Raw genomic sequence first — 16,476 nt, forward strand, 5'->3', positions numbered from 1 at the left:
GCGTGGCGAGGCAGCGGCGGCCGGCGGTGTTTAGTCACCCCGTGTTCTTGTAGGACCCGTCGCTGCGAATGCCGCGCATTGTAGCCGCAAGGGCGCAACCTGGCACCTTTAGCGCAGATGCCCCGGCCGCCGGGCCGAACGGCGGATCAGCGCGATCACCGGCAACAGCCCGACCAGCACCAGGCTTAGCGCCGGTAGCGAAGCCCGCGCCCACTCGCCTTCGCTGGTCATCTCGAACACCCGCACAGCAAGGGTGTCCCAGCCAAACGGGCGCATCAGCAGCGTGGCGGGCATTTCCTTGAGCACGTCGACGAACACCAGCAACCCGGCGCTGAGGGCGCCGGGCACCAGCAACGGAAGATACACCTTGAAAAACAATCGCGGCCCGGACACGCCGAGGCTGCGCGATGCTTCCGGCAACGACGGGCGGATGCGTTCCAGGCTGCTTTCGAGCGGGCCATAGGCCACGGCAATGAAGCGCACCAGATACGCCAGCAACAGCGCTGACAAGCTACCCAGCAACAGCGGCTTGCCGGCGCCGCCCAGCCATTGCGACAGCGGGATAACCAGCTGGTTGTCCAAGTAACTGAAGGCCAGCATGATCGACACCGCCAGCACCGAGCCGGGCAAGGCATAACCGAGGTTGGCCAGCCCGACCCCGGCACGAATGCCAGCAGTCGGTGCCTGGCGGCGGGCGAAAGCCAGCAGCAGCGCCACACTTACCGTCACCAGGGCCGCCATGGCACCCAGGTAGAGGGTGTGCAGCACCAGGCCCGCGTAGCGTTCGTCCAGGTCGTGACGGCCACGCTGCCAGAACCACACCAGCAATTGCAGCATCGGGATGACAAACGCACAGGCAAACACCAAAAGGCACCAGCCACTGGCTGCGTAGGCCTTGATGCCGCGCAAGTGATACAGCGCCTGCCCACGCGCCCGCTCGTTACCCGTACGGCTGGCGCCTCGCGAGCGGCGCTCGCCATACAGCACCAGCATGACCGCCAACAGCAACAGGCTGGCCAGTTGCGCCGCGCTGGAAAGGCTGAAGAAGCCGTACCAGGTCTTGTAGATGGCGGTGGTGAAGGTGTCGAAGTTGAACACCGCCACTGCGCCGAAATCGGCCAGGGTTTCCATCAAGGCCAGGGCAATACCGGCGCCGATAGCCGGGCGCGCCATCGGCAGCGCCACCCGCCAGAACGCTTGTAGCGGCGACAGGCCAAGCACCCGCGCCGCTTCCATCAGGCCCCTGCCCTGGGCCATGAACGCGGTGCGCGCCAGCAGGTACACATACGGATAGAACACCAGCACCAGCACGGTGATCACCCCGCCGGTGGAGCGTACACGCGGCAGGCGCATCGGGCCGAACAATTCGCGCAGTGCGCTTTGCACGGGGCCGGCGAAGTCCAGCAGGCCGACGAAGACGAACGCCAGCACATAGGCGGGTATGGCGAACGGCAGCATCAGCGCCCAGTCCAACCAGCGCCTGCCGGGGAACTCGCACAGGCTGGTAAGCCAAGCCAGGCTTACGCCAAGCACGGTGACACCGACGCCGACGCCCAATACCAGGGTCAAGGTGTTGCCCAGCAGCCGGCTCAACTGGGTGTCGAGCAGGTGCGACCAGATTTGCAGGTCGATGGTCTGCCACGACAGTAGCAGCACGCTCAGCGGCAGCAGCACCAGGGCGGCGGTGAGCAGGACCGGGAGGTACCAGCGGCGTTGGGGGGTATGGGGCAAGGCGCGGTGCTCGGTTACGGTTCAATACATGGGCCCTGACCCGCAATCCACTGGCACCGGCTGCGCCGGTGATCGCGGGGCAATCCCGCTCCCACGTTTCCCAGTGCCCTGCCAGACGGATCGACAGGAGGACAGCATTGTGGGAGCGGGCTTGACCCGCGATCAGGCCCTCAAGGATACGGCGCCGGGCTTAGTTCCAGCCAGCCCGATCCATCAAGCGGATGGCTTCGGCCTGGCGCTTGCCAGCCACTTCTACCGCAATGGCATCAGCCTTGAAGCTGCCCCAGGCCGCAACCTCTGCCGATGGCTTGACCTTCGGGTTGGCCGGGAATTCCTGGTTGATGTCGGCGAACAGCTTCTGCGCTTCTTCGCCGGTCATCCATTCCACCAGCTTTTTTGCAGCTTCCGGGTGCGGCGCATGCTTGGTCAGGCCAATGCCCGAGAGGTTGACGTGCACGCCACGGTCAGCCTGGTTAGGCCAGAACAGCTTCACGGGCAGGTCGGGTTTTTCTTTGTGCAGGCGGCCGTAGTAGTACGTGTTGACGATGCCCACGTCGCACTGGCCGGCAGCGATGGCCTGCAACAGTGCGGTGTCATCGGAGAACACGTCGGTGGACAGGTTGTTGACCCAGCCCTTGACCAGTTTTTCGGTGGCCGCTTCGCCGTGGTTCTCGATCAGGGTGGCAGTGAGCGACTGGTTGTAGACCTTCTTGGCCGTGCGCAGGCACAGGCGGCCTTCCCATTGTTTGTCAGCCAGGGCTTCGTAAGTGCTCAGCTCGGCCGGCTTGACCCGCTCGGTGGAGTAGACGATGGTGCGCGCGCGCAGGCTCAGGCCGGTCCAGTCGTGGGACGAGGCGCGGTATTGAGGCGGAATGTTCTGGTCGATGACCGGCGACTTGATCGGCTGCAGGATGCCCATCTGCTCGGCCTGCCAAAGGTTGCCCGCGTCGACGGTGAGCAGCAGGTCGGCCACGCCGTTCTGGCCTTCGGCCTTGATGCGCTGCATCAGCGGCGCTTCCTTGTCGGTGATGAACTTGATCTTCACCCCGGTCTTGGCGGTGTAGGCGTCGAACACCGGTTTGATCAGCTCATCGATACGCGAGGAGTACACCACCACTTCGTCCGCGGCCTGGGCGGCGCCGGCAAACAAAGTGAGGGCCAGAGCGGCCAGAAGAGGCTTGCGGGGCAACATGGAAGTACTCCTGCAGGGTATGAGAGGTGCAAATGGTAGTGAAACCCATTAACCAGCTCATCCGTCCAGCAGTTACCGGATGTTGCAGGCAGCGCAGCGCGTTCACAAGATCGGTGTAGGAGCGGCCTTGTGTCGCGATGGGGCGCGCAGCGGCCCTGAAGCCTCGGCTCCATGCAAAATCGCCGGGGACGCTACGCGCCCCATCGCGACACAAGGCCGCTCCTACACCACCAGGTCGCGCTTGGGGCTCAAGCCTTGGCCAGCTCCGGCAGGTCGCCGGACAGCCCCAGCGCCTGGCGCACAAACAACGCCTTGGCCTCGGGCATCTGTTCCACCAGCTTCAAACCACTGTTACGCAACCAGCGCAGCGGCAGTGGGTTGGCCTGGAACAAGCGCTCGAAACCTTCCATGGCTGCCATCAACGCCAGGTTATGCGGCATGCGCCGGCGCTCGAAGCGGCTCAGCACTTTCACATCGGCCAACCGCTCGCCGCGCTCGCAGGCGCGCAGCAGCTCCTCGGCCAACACCGCGGCATCGAGAAAGCCCAGGTTGACCCCCTGCCCGGCCAGCGGGTGAATGGTGTGGGCCGCATCGCCAATCAGCGCCAGCCCTTCATCCACATAGCGCTTGGCGTGGCGCTGGCGCAGCGGCACGCACACCCGCGGGTCGGCTTCCAGCACCTGGCCCAAACGCCCCTCAAAGGCGCGTTCCAGCGCCTGGCAGAAGGCGTTATCGTCCATGGCCATGGCCCGTTCGGCCTGCTCCGGTGTGGTCGACCAGACAATCGAGCACCACTCCTGGCTGCCATCTCGATCAAGCGGCAGGAACGCCAGCGGGCCTTCGTCGGTGAAACGCTGCCAGGCGGTGGCGCGATGGGCCTGGCTGCACCGCACGCTGGTAACGATGGCGTGGTGCAGGTAGTCCCATTCGCGGGTCTGGCAGCCGGCCAGGCGGCGCACTGCCGAGTTGGCGCCATCGGCGGCAATCACCAGTGGCGTGCGCAGGCGGCGGCCATCGGCCAGGGTCAGCAACCACTCATCGCCTGAGCGGCGCAGTTGCTCCAGGCGCGCATTGGGCAGCAAACCCAGGTCGCTATCGTGCAGGCGCTCCAGCAGGCCGTCCTGGACCACGCGGTTTTCGACGATATGACCGAGCACCTGGGCGTGCACGCTGGCGGCAGAGAAGTGAATCTCGCCGGTGCCGCTGCCGTCCCAGACGTGCATGTCCGAATACGCCGACACACGCCGCGCAGCAATGCCCTGCCACGCCCCGAGGCGTTCGAGGATGCGCTGGCTGGCGGCGGACAGCGCGCTCACCCGTGGTTCGAACGGCGCGTCGCTGGCGAAGGGTTTGACCGACAGCGGGCCGCCATCGAGCAGGAAAATTTCCAGGCCGCTATGGCGCAATGCCAGGGCCAGGGCGCTGCCGACCATGCCGGCACCGACAATCAACACATCTGCGCGCATTTCCATGCCTTACGCCTGCCTCGCTTGCGGCTTGAGCCGCACATATAGGGTTTTCTCGACCCGCGCCACCAGCTCACCGGCGCCATCGCGGACCTCGACCTGCAGCCGTGGCAGGCATTTCTTGCCGCTGGCGGTTTGCTGGCGGATATCGTCCAGCAGCGCGTCGTCGACGTGGAATTCGGCGTACACCGGGCCTTTGCCCGGTGCGATGAAATCGATGTTGGCGGCTTTATCCCAGACGATGTATTCGCGCCCCAACTGCTCGATCAGCAACAGCATGTAGAACGGGTCGACCATCGAATACAGGCTGCCGCCAAACTGGGTGCCGACGTAGTTGCGGTTCCAGCGGGTCAGCTTCATGCGCACCTTGACGCTGCGCAGGTCGGGGCTGATCGACTGCACGCGAATACCGGCGCCCAGGTACGGTGGGTAGAAATTCAGCAACCAGCGCAGCATGCGTGCCCGGCGCGCCAGCCGGCGCGCTTCGCTCATGCGCGGCCTCGCGGGTCAGGCCGCGTGCCCAGGCCCATGGCCTGGCGGGCGAACCAGCTTTTCGCCGGGGGCAGCAAATCCAGGCCGAGCAGGCCGATGTTGCGGCCAGCGGCCATCAGGGGCTGATTGCTGCCGAACAGCCGCGTGACCTGGTCGGAAAAACCGATGGTGAGCGCCTGGTCCAGGCGTTGGCGTTGGTGATAACCCAGTAGCGTGGCCAGGTCGCCCGGCAGTTGCGGGCCAGCCAGCAGCGCCTCGGCCAGCGCCTGCACATCACGCAGCGACAGGTTGAAACCCTGCCCGGCAATCGGGTGCAGGCTGTGCGCGGCGTTACCCAGCACCACCAGATGCGGGCGCACCTGCTCCTGGGCCTCGACCAGCGCCAGCGGGTACAGATGCCGCGCCCCTACCTGGCGCAAACCGCCCAGGCGGTAGCCGAAGGCATCTTGCAGCTCGCGCAGGAAACTACGCTCATCGAGCTCGGCCAGGCGCTTGGCGTCCATGCCCTGGCGGGTCCAGACCAGCGCGCAGCGGTTCTCGGGCAGCGGCAGCAGGGCCATCGGGCCTTGCTCGGTGAAGCGTTCGAAGGCCTGGCCGCAGTGGGCCTCGCCTGGGGTGATATTGGCGATCAGCGCGCTCTGGTCGTAGGGCGTAGTGCGCACATGGATGCCGAGCTGCTCGCGCAGGCCTGAGCGGCCCCCGTCGGCGAGTACCGCCAGGTCGCACTCAAGCGCGGTGTCGTCGTCCAGTTGCAGGCGGTAGCCACCGGCAATCGGCTGCAACGCCTTGACCTCGGCCGGGCAGCGCCAGGTCACAACTTCAGGGTCGAAGGCCTGCCACAGGCACTGGCCCAGCCAGGCGTTTTCGACCACGTAGCCGAGCGCGGCAACGCCCTCTTCGGCGGCGTCCAGGCGGGTGGCGCCAAACCGGCCACGGTCAGACACCTGGATTTGCCGGATCGGCTCGGCGCGGCGGCTGATAGCCTCCCACAGGCCAAGCTGATCGTAGATTTGCCGGGTGCCGTAGGACAGCGCCGAGGAACGCGCATCGTAGCTGGGCTGGAAGCTGTCGCCAGGGGCGAAGGGTTCGATCAGCAAAATCTTCCAACCGCGCGCCTTGGCCCCGGCCTGCAAGGTGAGTGCAAGGCTGGCGCCGACCAGGCCGCCACCGATGATGGCCAGGTTGACCCGGCTCATGCCACCGCCTCGCGGGCGGCGAGCATCAGCGCTTCGATTTCGGCAACGCTGCTGGGTACGCCCGTCGTCAGGATTTCACAACCTTGCCTGGTCACCACCACGTCGTCCTCGATCCTTACGCCGATGCCGCGCCATTTCTTCGCGACGTTCTGGTTGTCGGCGGCAATGTAGATGCCCGGCTCGACGGTCAACGCCATGCCCGGTTCGAGCACGCGCCACTGGCCGCCGACCTTGTACTCGCCCACATCGTGTACATCCATGCCCAGCCAGTGGCCAGCGCGGTGCATGTAGAACGCGCGGTAGGCCTCGCTTTCGATCAGCGCCGGCACCTCACCCTTGAGCAGGCCCAGCTCCACCAGGCCCTCGGTAATCACCTGCACGGTGGCCTCGTGGGCGTGGTTCCAGTGCTTGCCCGGCGCAATCTGGGCAAACGCGGCGTGCTGGGCTTTGAGCACCAGCTCGTAAATGGCCTTTTGCTCGGGCGAGAACCGCCCGCTGACCGGGAAAGTGCGGGTGATATCACTGGCATAGCAGTCGATTTCACAACCGGCGTCGATCAGTACCAGGTCGCCATGCTTGAGCGGTGCGTCGTTTTGCTGGTAATGCAGGATGCAGCCGTTGCGCCCGGCAGCCACGATAGAGCCGTAGGCCGGCATCTTGGCCCCACCCTTGCGGAACTCGTAGTCCAGCTCGGCTTCCAGGCTGTATTCGTGCAGCCCGGCGCGGCAGGCCTGCATGGCCCGCACGTGGGCGCGGGCGGAAATCGCCGCCGCTTCACGCATCACCTTCACTTCTGCCGCCGATTTATACAGGCGCATGTCGTGCAGCAGATGATCCAGGGCAACGAACTCGTTCGGCGGCTGCGCGCCCAGGCGCGCCTTGGAGCGGATCACGTTGATCCAGTCCATCAGCCGCCGGTCGAACTCAGGGTTGCTGCCCATGGCGCTATAGACGCGCTCGCGGCCTTCGATCAGGCCGGGGAGAATTTCGTCGATGTCGGTGATGGGGAAGGCGTCGTCAGCGCCGAAGTCGCGCATCGCGCCGTCCTGGCCGGCGCGCAGGCCGTCCCACTGCTCGCGCTCAGGGTTGCGCTCGCGGCAGAACAACACATACTCGCCATGCTCGCGGCCGGGGATCAACGCAATGACCGCCTCGGGCTCGGGGAAACCACTGAGGTACTGGAAGTCGCTGTCCTGGCGGTACACGTGCTCGACGTCACGGTTGCGGATGGCAACCGCAGCGGCGGGCAGAATGGCGATGCTGTTGGGGACCATCTGCGCCATCAACGCCTTGCGCCGACGGGCGTACTCCGCCTTGGGTATGTGGCTCATGGGCAAACGACCCCGTATCGATCAGTGCAGCGATGGCTTGGGCGCAGGTGCGGCTGGCGCGGCCAGTTCTGTGTACAGCAGCAGCGGTGCGACGCGCAGGTACTCCATGACTTCCATGTAGTCGCTCTCGCCGTCTTCGGACTCTTCCAGCGCTTCTTGCACCTGGGAAATCGCCACCAGGTCCTGCAGCACTTCCTTGGCCTCGGTGGACAGGTCCTTGCCGCCGGCGTTCAAGCCGAAACCGGTAATGAAGCCCTGGCACCACTGGCCCAGTGCTTCGGCACGGTCGCCAAGCGCGGCGTCGTCGGTTGGCAGCAGCAGGACGATGGCGACGTCCTCGCCGGTGAGCTCGGCCTTGACCATTTCCTGCAGGCCAACCAGGGCGTTGCGCACGCTGTCGCCAGGCTCGTTTTCGAGCAACTGCGCAGCATCGGCCAGCCAGGCATCGGCATCGAAGCCTGCGCCGGCGCAGCTGCGGCCGATCAACAGGCCGTGCAGCTCGGCGGGAGTGACGGGGTGACCATTGCTCGAAAGCAGCATGGCGAAAGCGATGTAGGGCGATTGGGTATTGGGCATGGGCTGCTAGGCGCCAGACGGCGCAATGACTAGAATGAAGGCCTTGTATCCTAGCACCGGCAGGCGCGCCAAGACCATCAGCACTGGCTCTGCGCCCCCTGTGCAGGCATGATCGCCCGGTGACGACGATGGAGCGAAGCGAGTGCACCCCATGCAAGAAGACGACCTGCAAGCGCTGATGAGCCGGTTCGAGACGCTGATCGAGCGGGTCGAGCAACTAAAACGGCAAAACGCACTCTTAGTAGCTCAGGAAAAATCCTGGCGCGAGGAACGCGCCCACTTGATCGAAAAGAACGAGACCGCCAAACGCAAGGTCGAATCAATGATCTTGCGCCTCAAGGCCCTGGAGCAAGACTCATGAGTTCAAGCAATAGCGTCACCGTCCAGATCCTCGACAAGGAATATTCCATCATCTGTCCGCCCGAGGAACGTAACAACCTGGTCGGTGCCGCTCGCTACCTGGACGGCAAGATGCGTGAGATCCGCAGCAGCGGCAAGGTCATCGGCGCCGACCGCATTGCCGTCATGGCCGCACTGAATATTACCCACGAGCTGCTGCACCGCCAGGAACGCCCGGAAGCCACCGGTGGCGGCACCACCCGCGAGCAGGTGCGCGACCTGCTGGAACGCGTCGATCAGGCATTGTCCGACGACCCGGTTAGCAAAAACGATTGAGATGGGTATACTGGCGCCACTCCCTGGTGGATGCGCCAGTCGGTTATGTCCCTGAGCCGATACGCACAACCACGGGGGTTGCACGCTGGGGCCGGTGTGCATGTCCGCCCGACGGAAAGCCTTAACGCCCCCTGCAATCTCCACCTTGAACTTTCGGGTTCAAGGGCTACACCGATAGCGGTCTTATCGGGGAGCCTTCTTCAGAACTGCCCGCCTGCCCGGCGGGCTTTTCGTTTCTGGTTACCAGGCCATCAAGGGATCGCCCGTGCCATGACCGACACCGCGCCGCCTACCCGCCCGCAACTTCGCCGTCTGCTGCGCAACGCCCGCCGCGCCCTCACCCCCGCCCAGCAAAGCCAGGCCGCCGCCGGGCTGTATCGCCAGCTGGCACAACACCCGCTGTTTCGCCGCGCCCGCCACATCGCGCTGTACCTGCCCAATGATGGCGAGATCGACCCGCGCCTGCTGCTGCGCGAAGCGCACAAACGCGGCAAGCACGTGTACCTGCCGGTGCTGCACGCCTGGCCGCGCACGCGCATGGTGTTCCAGCGCTTCGAGCCGGGCGAGCGCCTGCGGCCCAACCGCTTTCGCATTCCGGAGCCGGTCGTCGAGCGCAAGCGGCAACGGCCGATCTGGGCGCTGGACCTGATCCTGCTACCGCTGGTCGGTTTCGATGAAGTCGGGGGTCGGCTGGGCATGGGCGGCGGTTTCTACGACCGCAGCCTGGCCTATCAAAGCCGCCGCAAGGCCTGGAAAAAACCACTGCTGCTGGGGCTGGCGCATGAATGCCAGAAGGTCGAGCGGCTGGCACAGGCCAGTTGGGATGTACCCTTGCGCGGCACGGTTTCGGACCGTGGCTGGTACCTGGCGCCTAAGTGAGCAGGCGCAGAAAAGCGGTTAGCGGCGCTGCTGTTGCTGTGCAGGGTCGGCCGGCAACTGCTGGTACGCGGCGTCTGCCTTGCGTTCCCACAAGCCTTGCGCGTAACCGGTGGTGACGACACCCAGACCGAAAACGAAAGCGAGGATCCACAGCAGGTCGGGTTTGCGTTGTTTCATTGCTTGATTGCCCCCCAGGCAACAGTCCGTGCTCGGCGGCTTTCTGGATGGCTGCCGGAGCGTATAGCTTTAAAATCGGCGCATTTTCCGTCAACGTGAGGCCACACGCAAACGTTGACGCCAACCGACTGTCGGTTTGATGAAACTATTTATTTCAAACTCTTTCAGGAGCAGCACCCATGGCCTACTGGCTGATGAAATCCGAGCCCGACGAGCTGTCCATCGAAGCCTTGGCGCGCCTGGGCAACGCTCGCTGGGACGGGGTGCGCAACTACCAGGCGCGCAACTTTCTGCGGGCCATGAGCGTGGGTGACAGGTTCTTTTTCTACCATTCGAGCTGCCCGCAACCGGGTATTGCCGGCATTGCGCGAATCACCGCCGCAGCCTACCCCGACCCCACCGCGCTAGACCCGCAAAGCCACTACTTCGACGCCAAGGCCAGCGCCGAGAAAAACCCGTGGAGTGCAGTAGATGTGGAGCATGTGCAGACCTTCGGCCAAGTGCTGGGCCTGGGCCTGCTCAAGCAGCAGGCGGCGCTCGAAGAGCTGCCGCTGGTGCAGAAGGGCAGCCGCCTGTCGGTCATGCCGGTCAGCGCTGAGCAATGGGCAGCCATCGTCGCGCTGAGCCGTTGATTACTGCACGATCAGGTTGTTGAACAGCAGGTCTTCGACGATCGGCTTGCCCTCTTCGCCCTCCATCACCTGCTGCACCTGCTTCAGGGCTTCCTGGCGCAGGGCTTCCTTGGCCTCGACGTTGCTCATGTTGTCCACACCTTGCTGGGTGAACAGCGCCACCAGCTGGTTGCGGATCAGCGGCTCGTGGTGTTTTACCGCAGCAGCTGCCGCGTCGCCGGTCACGCGCAGGGCCACATCAGCCTTGTACACGCGCAGCTTGGGGCCACCGTCGAGGGCATAGTTGCCGACGAAGGGCGGGCTGAGGGTGATATAGGACACCTTCGGCGGCCCATCCTTGGCTTCCTCGGCCATCGCCGCCGCTGGCAGCATCAGGGCCAGCACCATCAAGATCCACGCTTTCACGAATTCGCTCCTCAATACAGTTGGCGCCAGCTTACCCAGCGCACCGGCCAAACCCAAGCCTGGGTTCATGCCCGTTGACCGCTATTACGGCCCTGCTGTACTTATCGGCCACCAGCCGCAAAGGAATAGCCCTGATGAAAGCCTTGTGGTGCAAAGCCACAAGAGAGTGCTTGGACTACAAACGACTACAGCACCACCCGCAGGCACTGCCCGGCGTGATACAGCGAGAACCCTGACTCATAGAACGCGGTGCGCAATGACGGCGCGCTGACCGGTTTCATTGGCGAGAACGGTACCGGCAGGCTGGCCGGGTCGTCCTTGAGCAGAAATTCGGCAAACGCCCGGCCAATGACGGTACCGGTGGTGTTGCCGCGGCCATTGTAGCCAGTCACCGCCACCAGGCCCGGCGCCGGTTCGAACAGGCGCATCAAGTGATCGGGGGTGAAGTCGATGCAGCCGGTCCAGTGCATTTCCCACTCCACCTTGCCCAACTGTGGGAAATAGTGGCTCTGGATGCGGTCAGCCCAGCGCCGCACGAACCACGCCGGCTTGTTGTCGACCCGCCCAAGGCTGCCAAGCAGCAGCCGGCCCTGGTCATCGCGGCGGATGCTGCTGAGCACGGTGCGGGTATCCCACGAGCCTTGGCCGTGGCGCAGCACCTGGTCGGCCGCCGCGCCCTGCAACGGCTTGGAAGCCACTTGGTAGTAGTAACCGCGGAAGTAATGCTTCTGCAGGTTGCTCCAATCGCCTTCGGTGTAGGCGCCCGTGGAAATCACCACCTTGTCGGCCCGCACCACGCCGCGCGCGGTTTTCACCTGCCAGGCGTCGCCATCGCGGGCCAGGCCCTCGACCGCCGATTGCTGGAACAGCTTGCCACCCAGCCGCGCTACCGCTGCAGCAAGGCCTTGGGTGTACGCCATAGGGTTGATGGTGCCCGCGCGGCGGTCGAGCAGCGCGGCGGAAATCTTGTCGGTACCGCAGTATTCCTGGCACTTGGCGCCGGTCAGCAGCTCAACATCGGCGCCACGGCGCGACCATTGCTGGTGACGCGCCTCAAGGTCGGCAAGGCCGGTGGCGTTATGCGCCATGTGCAACGTGCCCTTGTGCTGGGCCTGGCAGTCGATGCCCAGGCGCTCGATCATGGCGAACACCTCAGCAGGCGCTGCACCGAGCACCTGGTTCAAACGGCTGCCTTGGGCCTGACCGAGGGTGGCTTCGACGTCGTCGGGGCGGATCCAGGTACCGGCGTTGACCAGCCCGACGTTGCGCCCCGAGCCGCCATGGCCGATTTTCCAGGCCTCCAGCAGAATCACCGATTTGCCCTGCTCGAGCAGGTGAATGGCCGCCGACAGGCCGGTGATGCCACCGCCAATGACGCAGACGTCAGCCTTGTGCTCGCCGGCCAGGGCCTGGGCGGCGACGGTTGGCCGAGTGACGTGTTCCCACAGACATTCTTGACGCAGTTCGGACATGGCCCGGCTCCAGCTATTGTTCTTTTTTGCCTATGGGGCCGCGTTGCGGCCCTTTCGCGACACAAGGCCGCTCCTACATGGTATTGCGATCATCCTGTAGGAGCGGCCTTGTGTCGCGAACCGGGGGCATAGCCCCCGCCTGCGGAGGATCAGTCGAACACAATACCCTGCGCCAGCGGCAGCTCACGCGAGTAGTTCACGGTGTTGGTCTGGCGGCGCATGTAGCCTTTCCAGGCATCGGAACCCGACTCACGGCCGCCACCGGTTTCTTTCTCGCCACCGAACGCACCGCCGATCTCGGCGCCACTGGTGCCGATGTTGACGTTGGCGATACCGCAGTCACTGCCCGACGCACTCTGGAAACGCTCGGCCTCGCGGATGTCGGTGGTGAAGATGCACGACGACAGGCCTTGTGGCACTTCGTTGTTCAGGCGCAGGGCCTCTTCGAACTCGTCATAGGCCAGCACGTACAGAATCGGCGCGAAGGTCTCGTGGCGCACCACCTCGCTCTGCGCCGGCATTTCGGCAATGGCAGGCGATACGTAGTAGCCATTCGGGTACTGGTCGGCCAGCTGACGTTCACCACCGAATACCTGGCCACCTTCATCGCGGGCCTTGGCCAGCGCGCCTTGCATGGCATCGAACGACTGCTTGTCGATCAGCGGGCCGACCAGGTTGTCCTTGCGCGGGTCACCAATACGCACCTTGGCGTAGGCTGCTTTGACGCGCGCGACCACTTCGTCCTTGATCGAGCGGTGCACGATGAGCCGGCGCAGGGTGGTGCAGCGCTGGCCGGCGGTGCCGACTGCCGAGAACAGAATGCCGCGCACGGCTAGGTCCAGATCGGCGCTTGGCGCCAGGATCATCGCGTTGTTGCCGCCCAGTTCAAGGATGCTGCGACCGAAGCGGGCCGCCACGCGCGGGCCGACTTCACGGCCCATGCGGGTGCTGCCGGTAGCGCTGACCAGCGGCACGCGCGGGTCATCCACCAGCGCTTCACCGGCTTCACGGCCGCCAATCACCAGCTGTGCAAGGCCGGCCGGTGCATCACCAAAGGCGCGCAGGGCTTTGTCGAACAGGGCCTGGCAAGCCAGCGCGGTCAGCGGGGTCTTCTCCGATGGCTTCCACACCACGGCGTTGCCCGCGACCAGCGCCAGCGCGGTGTTCCACGCCCACACCGCAACCGGGAAGTTGAACGCGCTGATGATGCCGACCACGCCCAGCGGGTGCCAGCTTTCACGCATGTGGTGGCCAGGGCGCTCGGAAGCGATGGTCAGGCCGTACAGCTGGCGCGACAGGCCCACGGCGAAGTCGCAGATGTCGATCATTTCCTGCACTTCGCCCAGGCCTTCCTGGGTAATCTTGCCGGCTTCGATAGAGACCAGCTCGCCGAGGTCGGCCTTGTGTTCGCGCAGCACTTCACCGAACAGGCGCACCAGCTCGCCACGGCGCGGGGCCGGGACGCTGCGCCAGGCTTCGAAGGCCTGGTGAGCCTGGTCGATGCGGGCAACGGTGTCGGCCTTGCCGAGCAGCTTCACCGAGGCGATCTGGCTGCCGTCAATCGGGGTGTGAACAGGGTAGTCACCCTGGGTGTAAGCCGAGGCGGCAACGCCAAGACGCTCGAGCAATGCAGCAACCATTGTGCTTCTCCTATCATCGGTGAAGGGTGGAAAATGATGTGGGTCAGTATTAATCCGATTACACAGGTGCAACAAACGACCTTTATTCCGCATATCATTCCGTCAGGTAATGACTTGAGCCACAGAGACCGCTATGTCCAAACGCCTGGTGCCGTCCATGACCGCCCTGCAGTGCTTCGAAGCTGCAGCCCGCCACTTGAGCTTCACCCGCGCCGCCGAAGAGCTGCACCTGACGCAAAGCGCGGTCAGCAAGCAGGTGGCGCAACTTGAAGAGATGCTGCACCACCACCTGTTCCTGCGCATCCGCCGCCGCCTGCAACTGACCCCGGCAGGTTCGCTGTACCTGGCCGAAGTGAACAAGATCCTCACCCAGGTGGATATGTCGAGCCGCTACGTGCTCACCTACGGCACGCAGACCGAAGTATTGAAAGTAGCCACTCAGCCGAGTTTCGGCGTGCGCTGGCTGATCCCGCACCTGAAGGGCTTCGGCAAACGCCACCCGAACATCCACCTCGACATCCGCAACGAGATGGAGCCCTTCGCCTTGCTTCAGGGCTCGGCCGATGTGGTGTTTTTCTACGGCCAGGGCACTTGGCCCGGGGCCACTTGCATAAAGCTGTTCGGTGAAGAGGTGCTGCCGGTGTGCGCGCCGGAGCTGTTGCAGGGCCATGCCCTGAGCGGGCCTGGCGAACTGGCCGGGCAGGTCTTGCTGCAAAGCACCTCGCGCCCTGAAGCCTGGCATGAGTGGTTCCAGCAACAAGGGTTGGAAACCGAGAACAGCTACCACGGGCCGCGCTTCGATACGTTCTATATGGCCTTGAGCGCCGCGCAGTCGGGCTGTGGCGTAGCGCTGGTGCCGCGCTACCTGGTGGCCCGCGAGCTGGCCGAAGGCAGCCTGGTGGTGGCCTGGGACCACGCGATGCCGAGCAACGGCGCGCATTACCTGGCCTATGCCGAGCATGCTGCCGAAGTGCCGAAAGTGCGCGCCTTGGTGGAATGGGTGCAAGCGCAGGTTTAGCTCGCGCTGGGCGCTCCTACATTCCACCGCCTAAAGGTCGATCAAAAAAGGAATGAAAGGCCCACTTTTTTTCGCTTGTGGGCCAAGTGCATTCCCAGCTTTCATGTAAGTGTCCGAACCTAACCAGGAAGCTTGCGATGCCCGCCCATGATTTCGTCAGCCCCGACAGCATTCGCGCGCAGTTCTCTGCCGCCATGTCGCTCATGTACAAACAGGAAGTGCCCCTGTACGGCACGCTGCTTGAGCTGGTGAGCGAAATCAACCAGCAGGTGATGCAGCAGCAACCCGAGGTGGCTCAGGCACTGCGCTGGACCGGCGAGGTGGAGCGCCTCGACCAAGAGCGCCACGGCGCCATCCGCGTCGGCACCGCCGAAGAGCTGGCCACCATTGCCCGCCTGTTCGCGGTGATGGGCATGCAACCGGTCGGCTATTACGACCTCAGTTCAGCCGGCGTGCCGGTGCACTCCACGGCATTTCGCGCGGTGCACGAGCAGTCGCTGCACATCAGCCCGTTCCGGGTGTTCACCTCGCTGCTGCGCCTGGAGCTGATCGACAACCCGCAACTGCGAGAGCTGGCCCAGGGCATTCTGGCCAAGCGGCAGATTTTCACCCCGCGTGCCCTGGCGTTGATCGCCCAGTGCGAACGCGACGGTGGCCTGGGCGCCGCTGACGCCGAGGCCTTCGTGCAAGAGGCCCTGCACACGTTCCGCTGGCACCAGGAGGCCACGGTGACCGCCGAGCAGTATCAGCAACTGCATGACCAGCACCGGCTGATTGCCGATGTGGTGGCGTTCAAAGGCCCCCACATCAACCACCTGACCCCGCGCACCCTGGACATCGACGCGATCCAGCTCGGCATGCCGGCCAAGGGCATCCCGCCCAAGGCCGTGGTCGAAGGCCCGCCGACTCGCCGCCACGCCATCCTGTTGCGTCAGACCAGCTTCAAGGCGTTGCAGGAAAAGGTCGCGTTCAATGACGCCCAAGGTAGCCACACCGCACGCTTTGGCGAAATCGAGCAACGCGGCGCGGCGCTGACGCCCAAGGGCCGCCAGTTGTATGACCGGCTGCTCGACGCCACCCGCGCAGCCCTCGGCGGCGCGCCGGCCGAGGCGAATGCCGAGCGCTACATGGCGCTGCTCAAGGCGCAGTTTGCAGCGTTCCCGGATGACCTGGCGCAGATGCGCGAACAGGGGCTGGCGTACTTCCGTTACTTTGCCACCGACAAAGGCCTGGCCGCGCGTGGGCAGGCGGGCGGGCCGAGCAGCTTGCAAGGGCTGATCGACGCAGGGCATGTGCATTATGAGGCGCTGGTGTATGAGGATTTCCTGCCGGTGAGTGCGGCGGGGATTTTCCAGTCCAACCTGGGCGATGACGGGCAGGCGAACTACGGCAGCAACGCCAACCGCGAGGCGTTCGAGGAAGCACTGGGGCTGAAGGTGCAGGATGAGCTGGCGCTGTATGCGCAGAGCGAGCAGCGCTCGCTGCAGGCCTGCGCACAGGCGTTGGGGCTGGCGGAGCTTCACTGACGCTGGGGGCTGCTCTGCAGCCCTTCGCGGCACAAGGCCGCTCCTACAAGGATCGCGGTCGCCTGTAG

General features: G+C 64.8%; 17 protein-coding genes and 1 other RNA gene. 7 read left to right on the forward strand and 11 right to left on the reverse strand.

The annotated features are described in order from the left end of the window. Positions 1 to 108 precede the first annotated feature (108 nt). The 7 genes from HU719_RS11305 to HU719_RS11335 form a co-directional block, all read right to left on the reverse strand. Positions 109 to 1,731, reverse strand: coding sequence for an ABC transporter permease (locus HU719_RS11305; protein ID WP_186537069.1), 1,623 nt, complete (start codon positions 1,729 to 1,731; stop codon positions 109 to 111). Between the two features lie 190 nt (positions 1,732 to 1,921). Next, a complete protein-coding gene (locus tag HU719_RS11310; RefSeq protein WP_186521637.1) occupies positions 1,922 to 2,923 on the reverse strand; it encodes an extracellular solute-binding protein in 1,002 nt (333 codons plus the stop codon). A 248-nt stretch (positions 2,924 to 3,171) separates the two neighbouring features. Then, entirely contained in the window at positions 3,172 to 4,389 is a 1,218-nt protein-coding gene (locus HU719_RS11315; protein ID WP_186537081.1) for a 2-octaprenyl-3-methyl-6-methoxy-1,4-benzoquinol hydroxylase, read from the reverse strand. 9 nt (positions 4,390 to 4,398) lie between these two features. Further along, positions 4,399 to 4,881, reverse strand: coding sequence for a DUF4442 domain-containing protein (locus HU719_RS11320; protein ID WP_186537070.1), 483 nt, complete (start codon positions 4,879 to 4,881; stop codon positions 4,399 to 4,401). Further along, positions 4,878 to 6,077, reverse strand: coding sequence for a 2-octaprenyl-6-methoxyphenyl hydroxylase (gene ubiH / locus HU719_RS11325; protein ID WP_186537071.1), 1,200 nt, complete (start codon positions 6,075 to 6,077; stop codon positions 4,878 to 4,880). Before ubiH ends, HU719_RS11320 begins: the two co-directional genes overlap by 4 nt. Next, positions 6,074 to 7,408, reverse strand: coding sequence for a Xaa-Pro aminopeptidase (gene pepP / locus HU719_RS11330; protein WP_186537072.1), 1,335 nt, complete (start codon positions 7,406 to 7,408; stop codon positions 6,074 to 6,076). The genes ubiH and pepP overlap by 4 nt, the downstream gene beginning before the upstream one ends. A 21-nt stretch (positions 7,409 to 7,429) precedes the next feature. Next, positions 7,430 to 7,984, reverse strand: coding sequence for a YecA/YgfB family protein (locus HU719_RS11335; protein ID WP_186537073.1), 555 nt, complete (start codon positions 7,982 to 7,984; stop codon positions 7,430 to 7,432). Positions 7,985 to 8,135: 151 nt separating this feature from the next. Here HU719_RS11335 and HU719_RS11340 point away from each other — a divergent pair, with 151 nt between their 5' ends. The 4 genes from HU719_RS11340 to HU719_RS11355 all read left to right on the forward strand — a co-directional run bounded on the left by HU719_RS11340 (position 8,136) and on the right by HU719_RS11355 (position 9,538). After that, positions 8,136 to 8,345 (forward strand): TIGR02449 family protein, encoded by a 210-nt coding sequence (locus HU719_RS11340; RefSeq protein WP_186521646.1) that lies wholly within the window; start codon positions 8,136 to 8,138, stop codon positions 8,343 to 8,345. Next, entirely contained in the window at positions 8,342 to 8,659 is a 318-nt protein-coding gene (locus HU719_RS11345; RefSeq protein ID WP_186521648.1) for a cell division protein ZapA, read from the forward strand. The genes HU719_RS11340 and HU719_RS11345 overlap by 4 nt, the downstream gene beginning before the upstream one ends. Positions 8,660 to 8,676: 17 nt before the next feature. Then, positions 8,677 to 8,856: non-coding RNA, 6S RNA (ssrS, locus tag HU719_RS11350), on the forward strand. 73 nt (positions 8,857 to 8,929) lie between these two features. After that, positions 8,930 to 9,538 (forward strand): 5-formyltetrahydrofolate cyclo-ligase, encoded by a 609-nt coding sequence (locus HU719_RS11355; RefSeq protein ID WP_186521650.1) that lies wholly within the window; start codon positions 8,930 to 8,932, stop codon positions 9,536 to 9,538. Positions 9,539 to 9,556: 18 nt separating this feature from the next. Here HU719_RS11355 and HU719_RS11360 read toward each other — a convergent pair whose 3' ends face one another. Continuing rightward, complete coding sequence (locus tag HU719_RS11360) at positions 9,557 to 9,715, reverse strand: hypothetical protein (protein WP_186521652.1); 159 nt, start codon at positions 9,713 to 9,715, stop codon at positions 9,557 to 9,559. A gap of 179 nt (positions 9,716 to 9,894) precedes the next feature. On the opposite strand from HU719_RS11360, the gene HU719_RS11365 reads away from it, so the two are divergent. Further along, the gene (locus tag HU719_RS11365) at positions 9,895 to 10,347 is read left to right on the forward strand and encodes an EVE domain-containing protein (RefSeq protein ID WP_186537074.1); all 453 of its coding nucleotides are present in this window, start codon (positions 9,895 to 9,897) and stop codon (positions 10,345 to 10,347) included. Here the strand turns inward: HU719_RS11365 and HU719_RS11370 are convergent, their stop codons facing one another. The 3 genes from HU719_RS11370 to amaB form a co-directional block, all read right to left on the reverse strand. Next, a complete protein-coding gene (locus tag HU719_RS11370; protein ID WP_186521664.1) occupies positions 10,348 to 10,752 on the reverse strand; it encodes a flagellar basal body-associated FliL family protein in 405 nt (134 codons plus the stop codon). It abuts the gene before it with no gap. A 185-nt stretch (positions 10,753 to 10,937) separates the two neighbouring features. Then, entirely contained in the window at positions 10,938 to 12,224 is a 1,287-nt protein-coding gene (gene amaA / locus HU719_RS11375; RefSeq protein ID WP_186521666.1) for an L-pipecolate oxidase, read from the reverse strand. A gap of 149 nt (positions 12,225 to 12,373) precedes the next feature. Continuing rightward, positions 12,374 to 13,864 carry an L-piperidine-6-carboxylate dehydrogenase gene (gene amaB / locus HU719_RS11380; RefSeq protein WP_186537075.1) on the reverse strand — a complete coding sequence of 497 codons (1,491 nt, stop codon included), beginning with the start codon at positions 13,862 to 13,864 and terminating at the stop codon, positions 12,374 to 12,376. Between the two features lie 133 nt (positions 13,865 to 13,997). Here amaB and HU719_RS11385 point away from each other — a divergent pair, with 133 nt between their 5' ends. Beyond that, positions 13,998 to 14,882 (forward strand): LysR family transcriptional regulator, encoded by an 885-nt coding sequence (locus HU719_RS11385; protein WP_186537076.1) that lies wholly within the window; start codon positions 13,998 to 14,000, stop codon positions 14,880 to 14,882. 137 nt (positions 14,883 to 15,019) lie between these two features. Next, complete coding sequence (hglS, locus tag HU719_RS11390) at positions 15,020 to 16,408, forward strand: 2-oxoadipate dioxygenase/decarboxylase HglS (protein ID WP_186537077.1); 1,389 nt, start codon at positions 15,020 to 15,022, stop codon at positions 16,406 to 16,408. Positions 16,409 to 16,476: the final 68 nt, after the last annotated feature.

The organism is Pseudomonas farsensis, from assembly GCF_014268805.2.
Lineage (GTDB): Bacteria > Pseudomonadota > Gammaproteobacteria > Pseudomonadales > Pseudomonadaceae > Aquipseudomonas > Aquipseudomonas farsensis.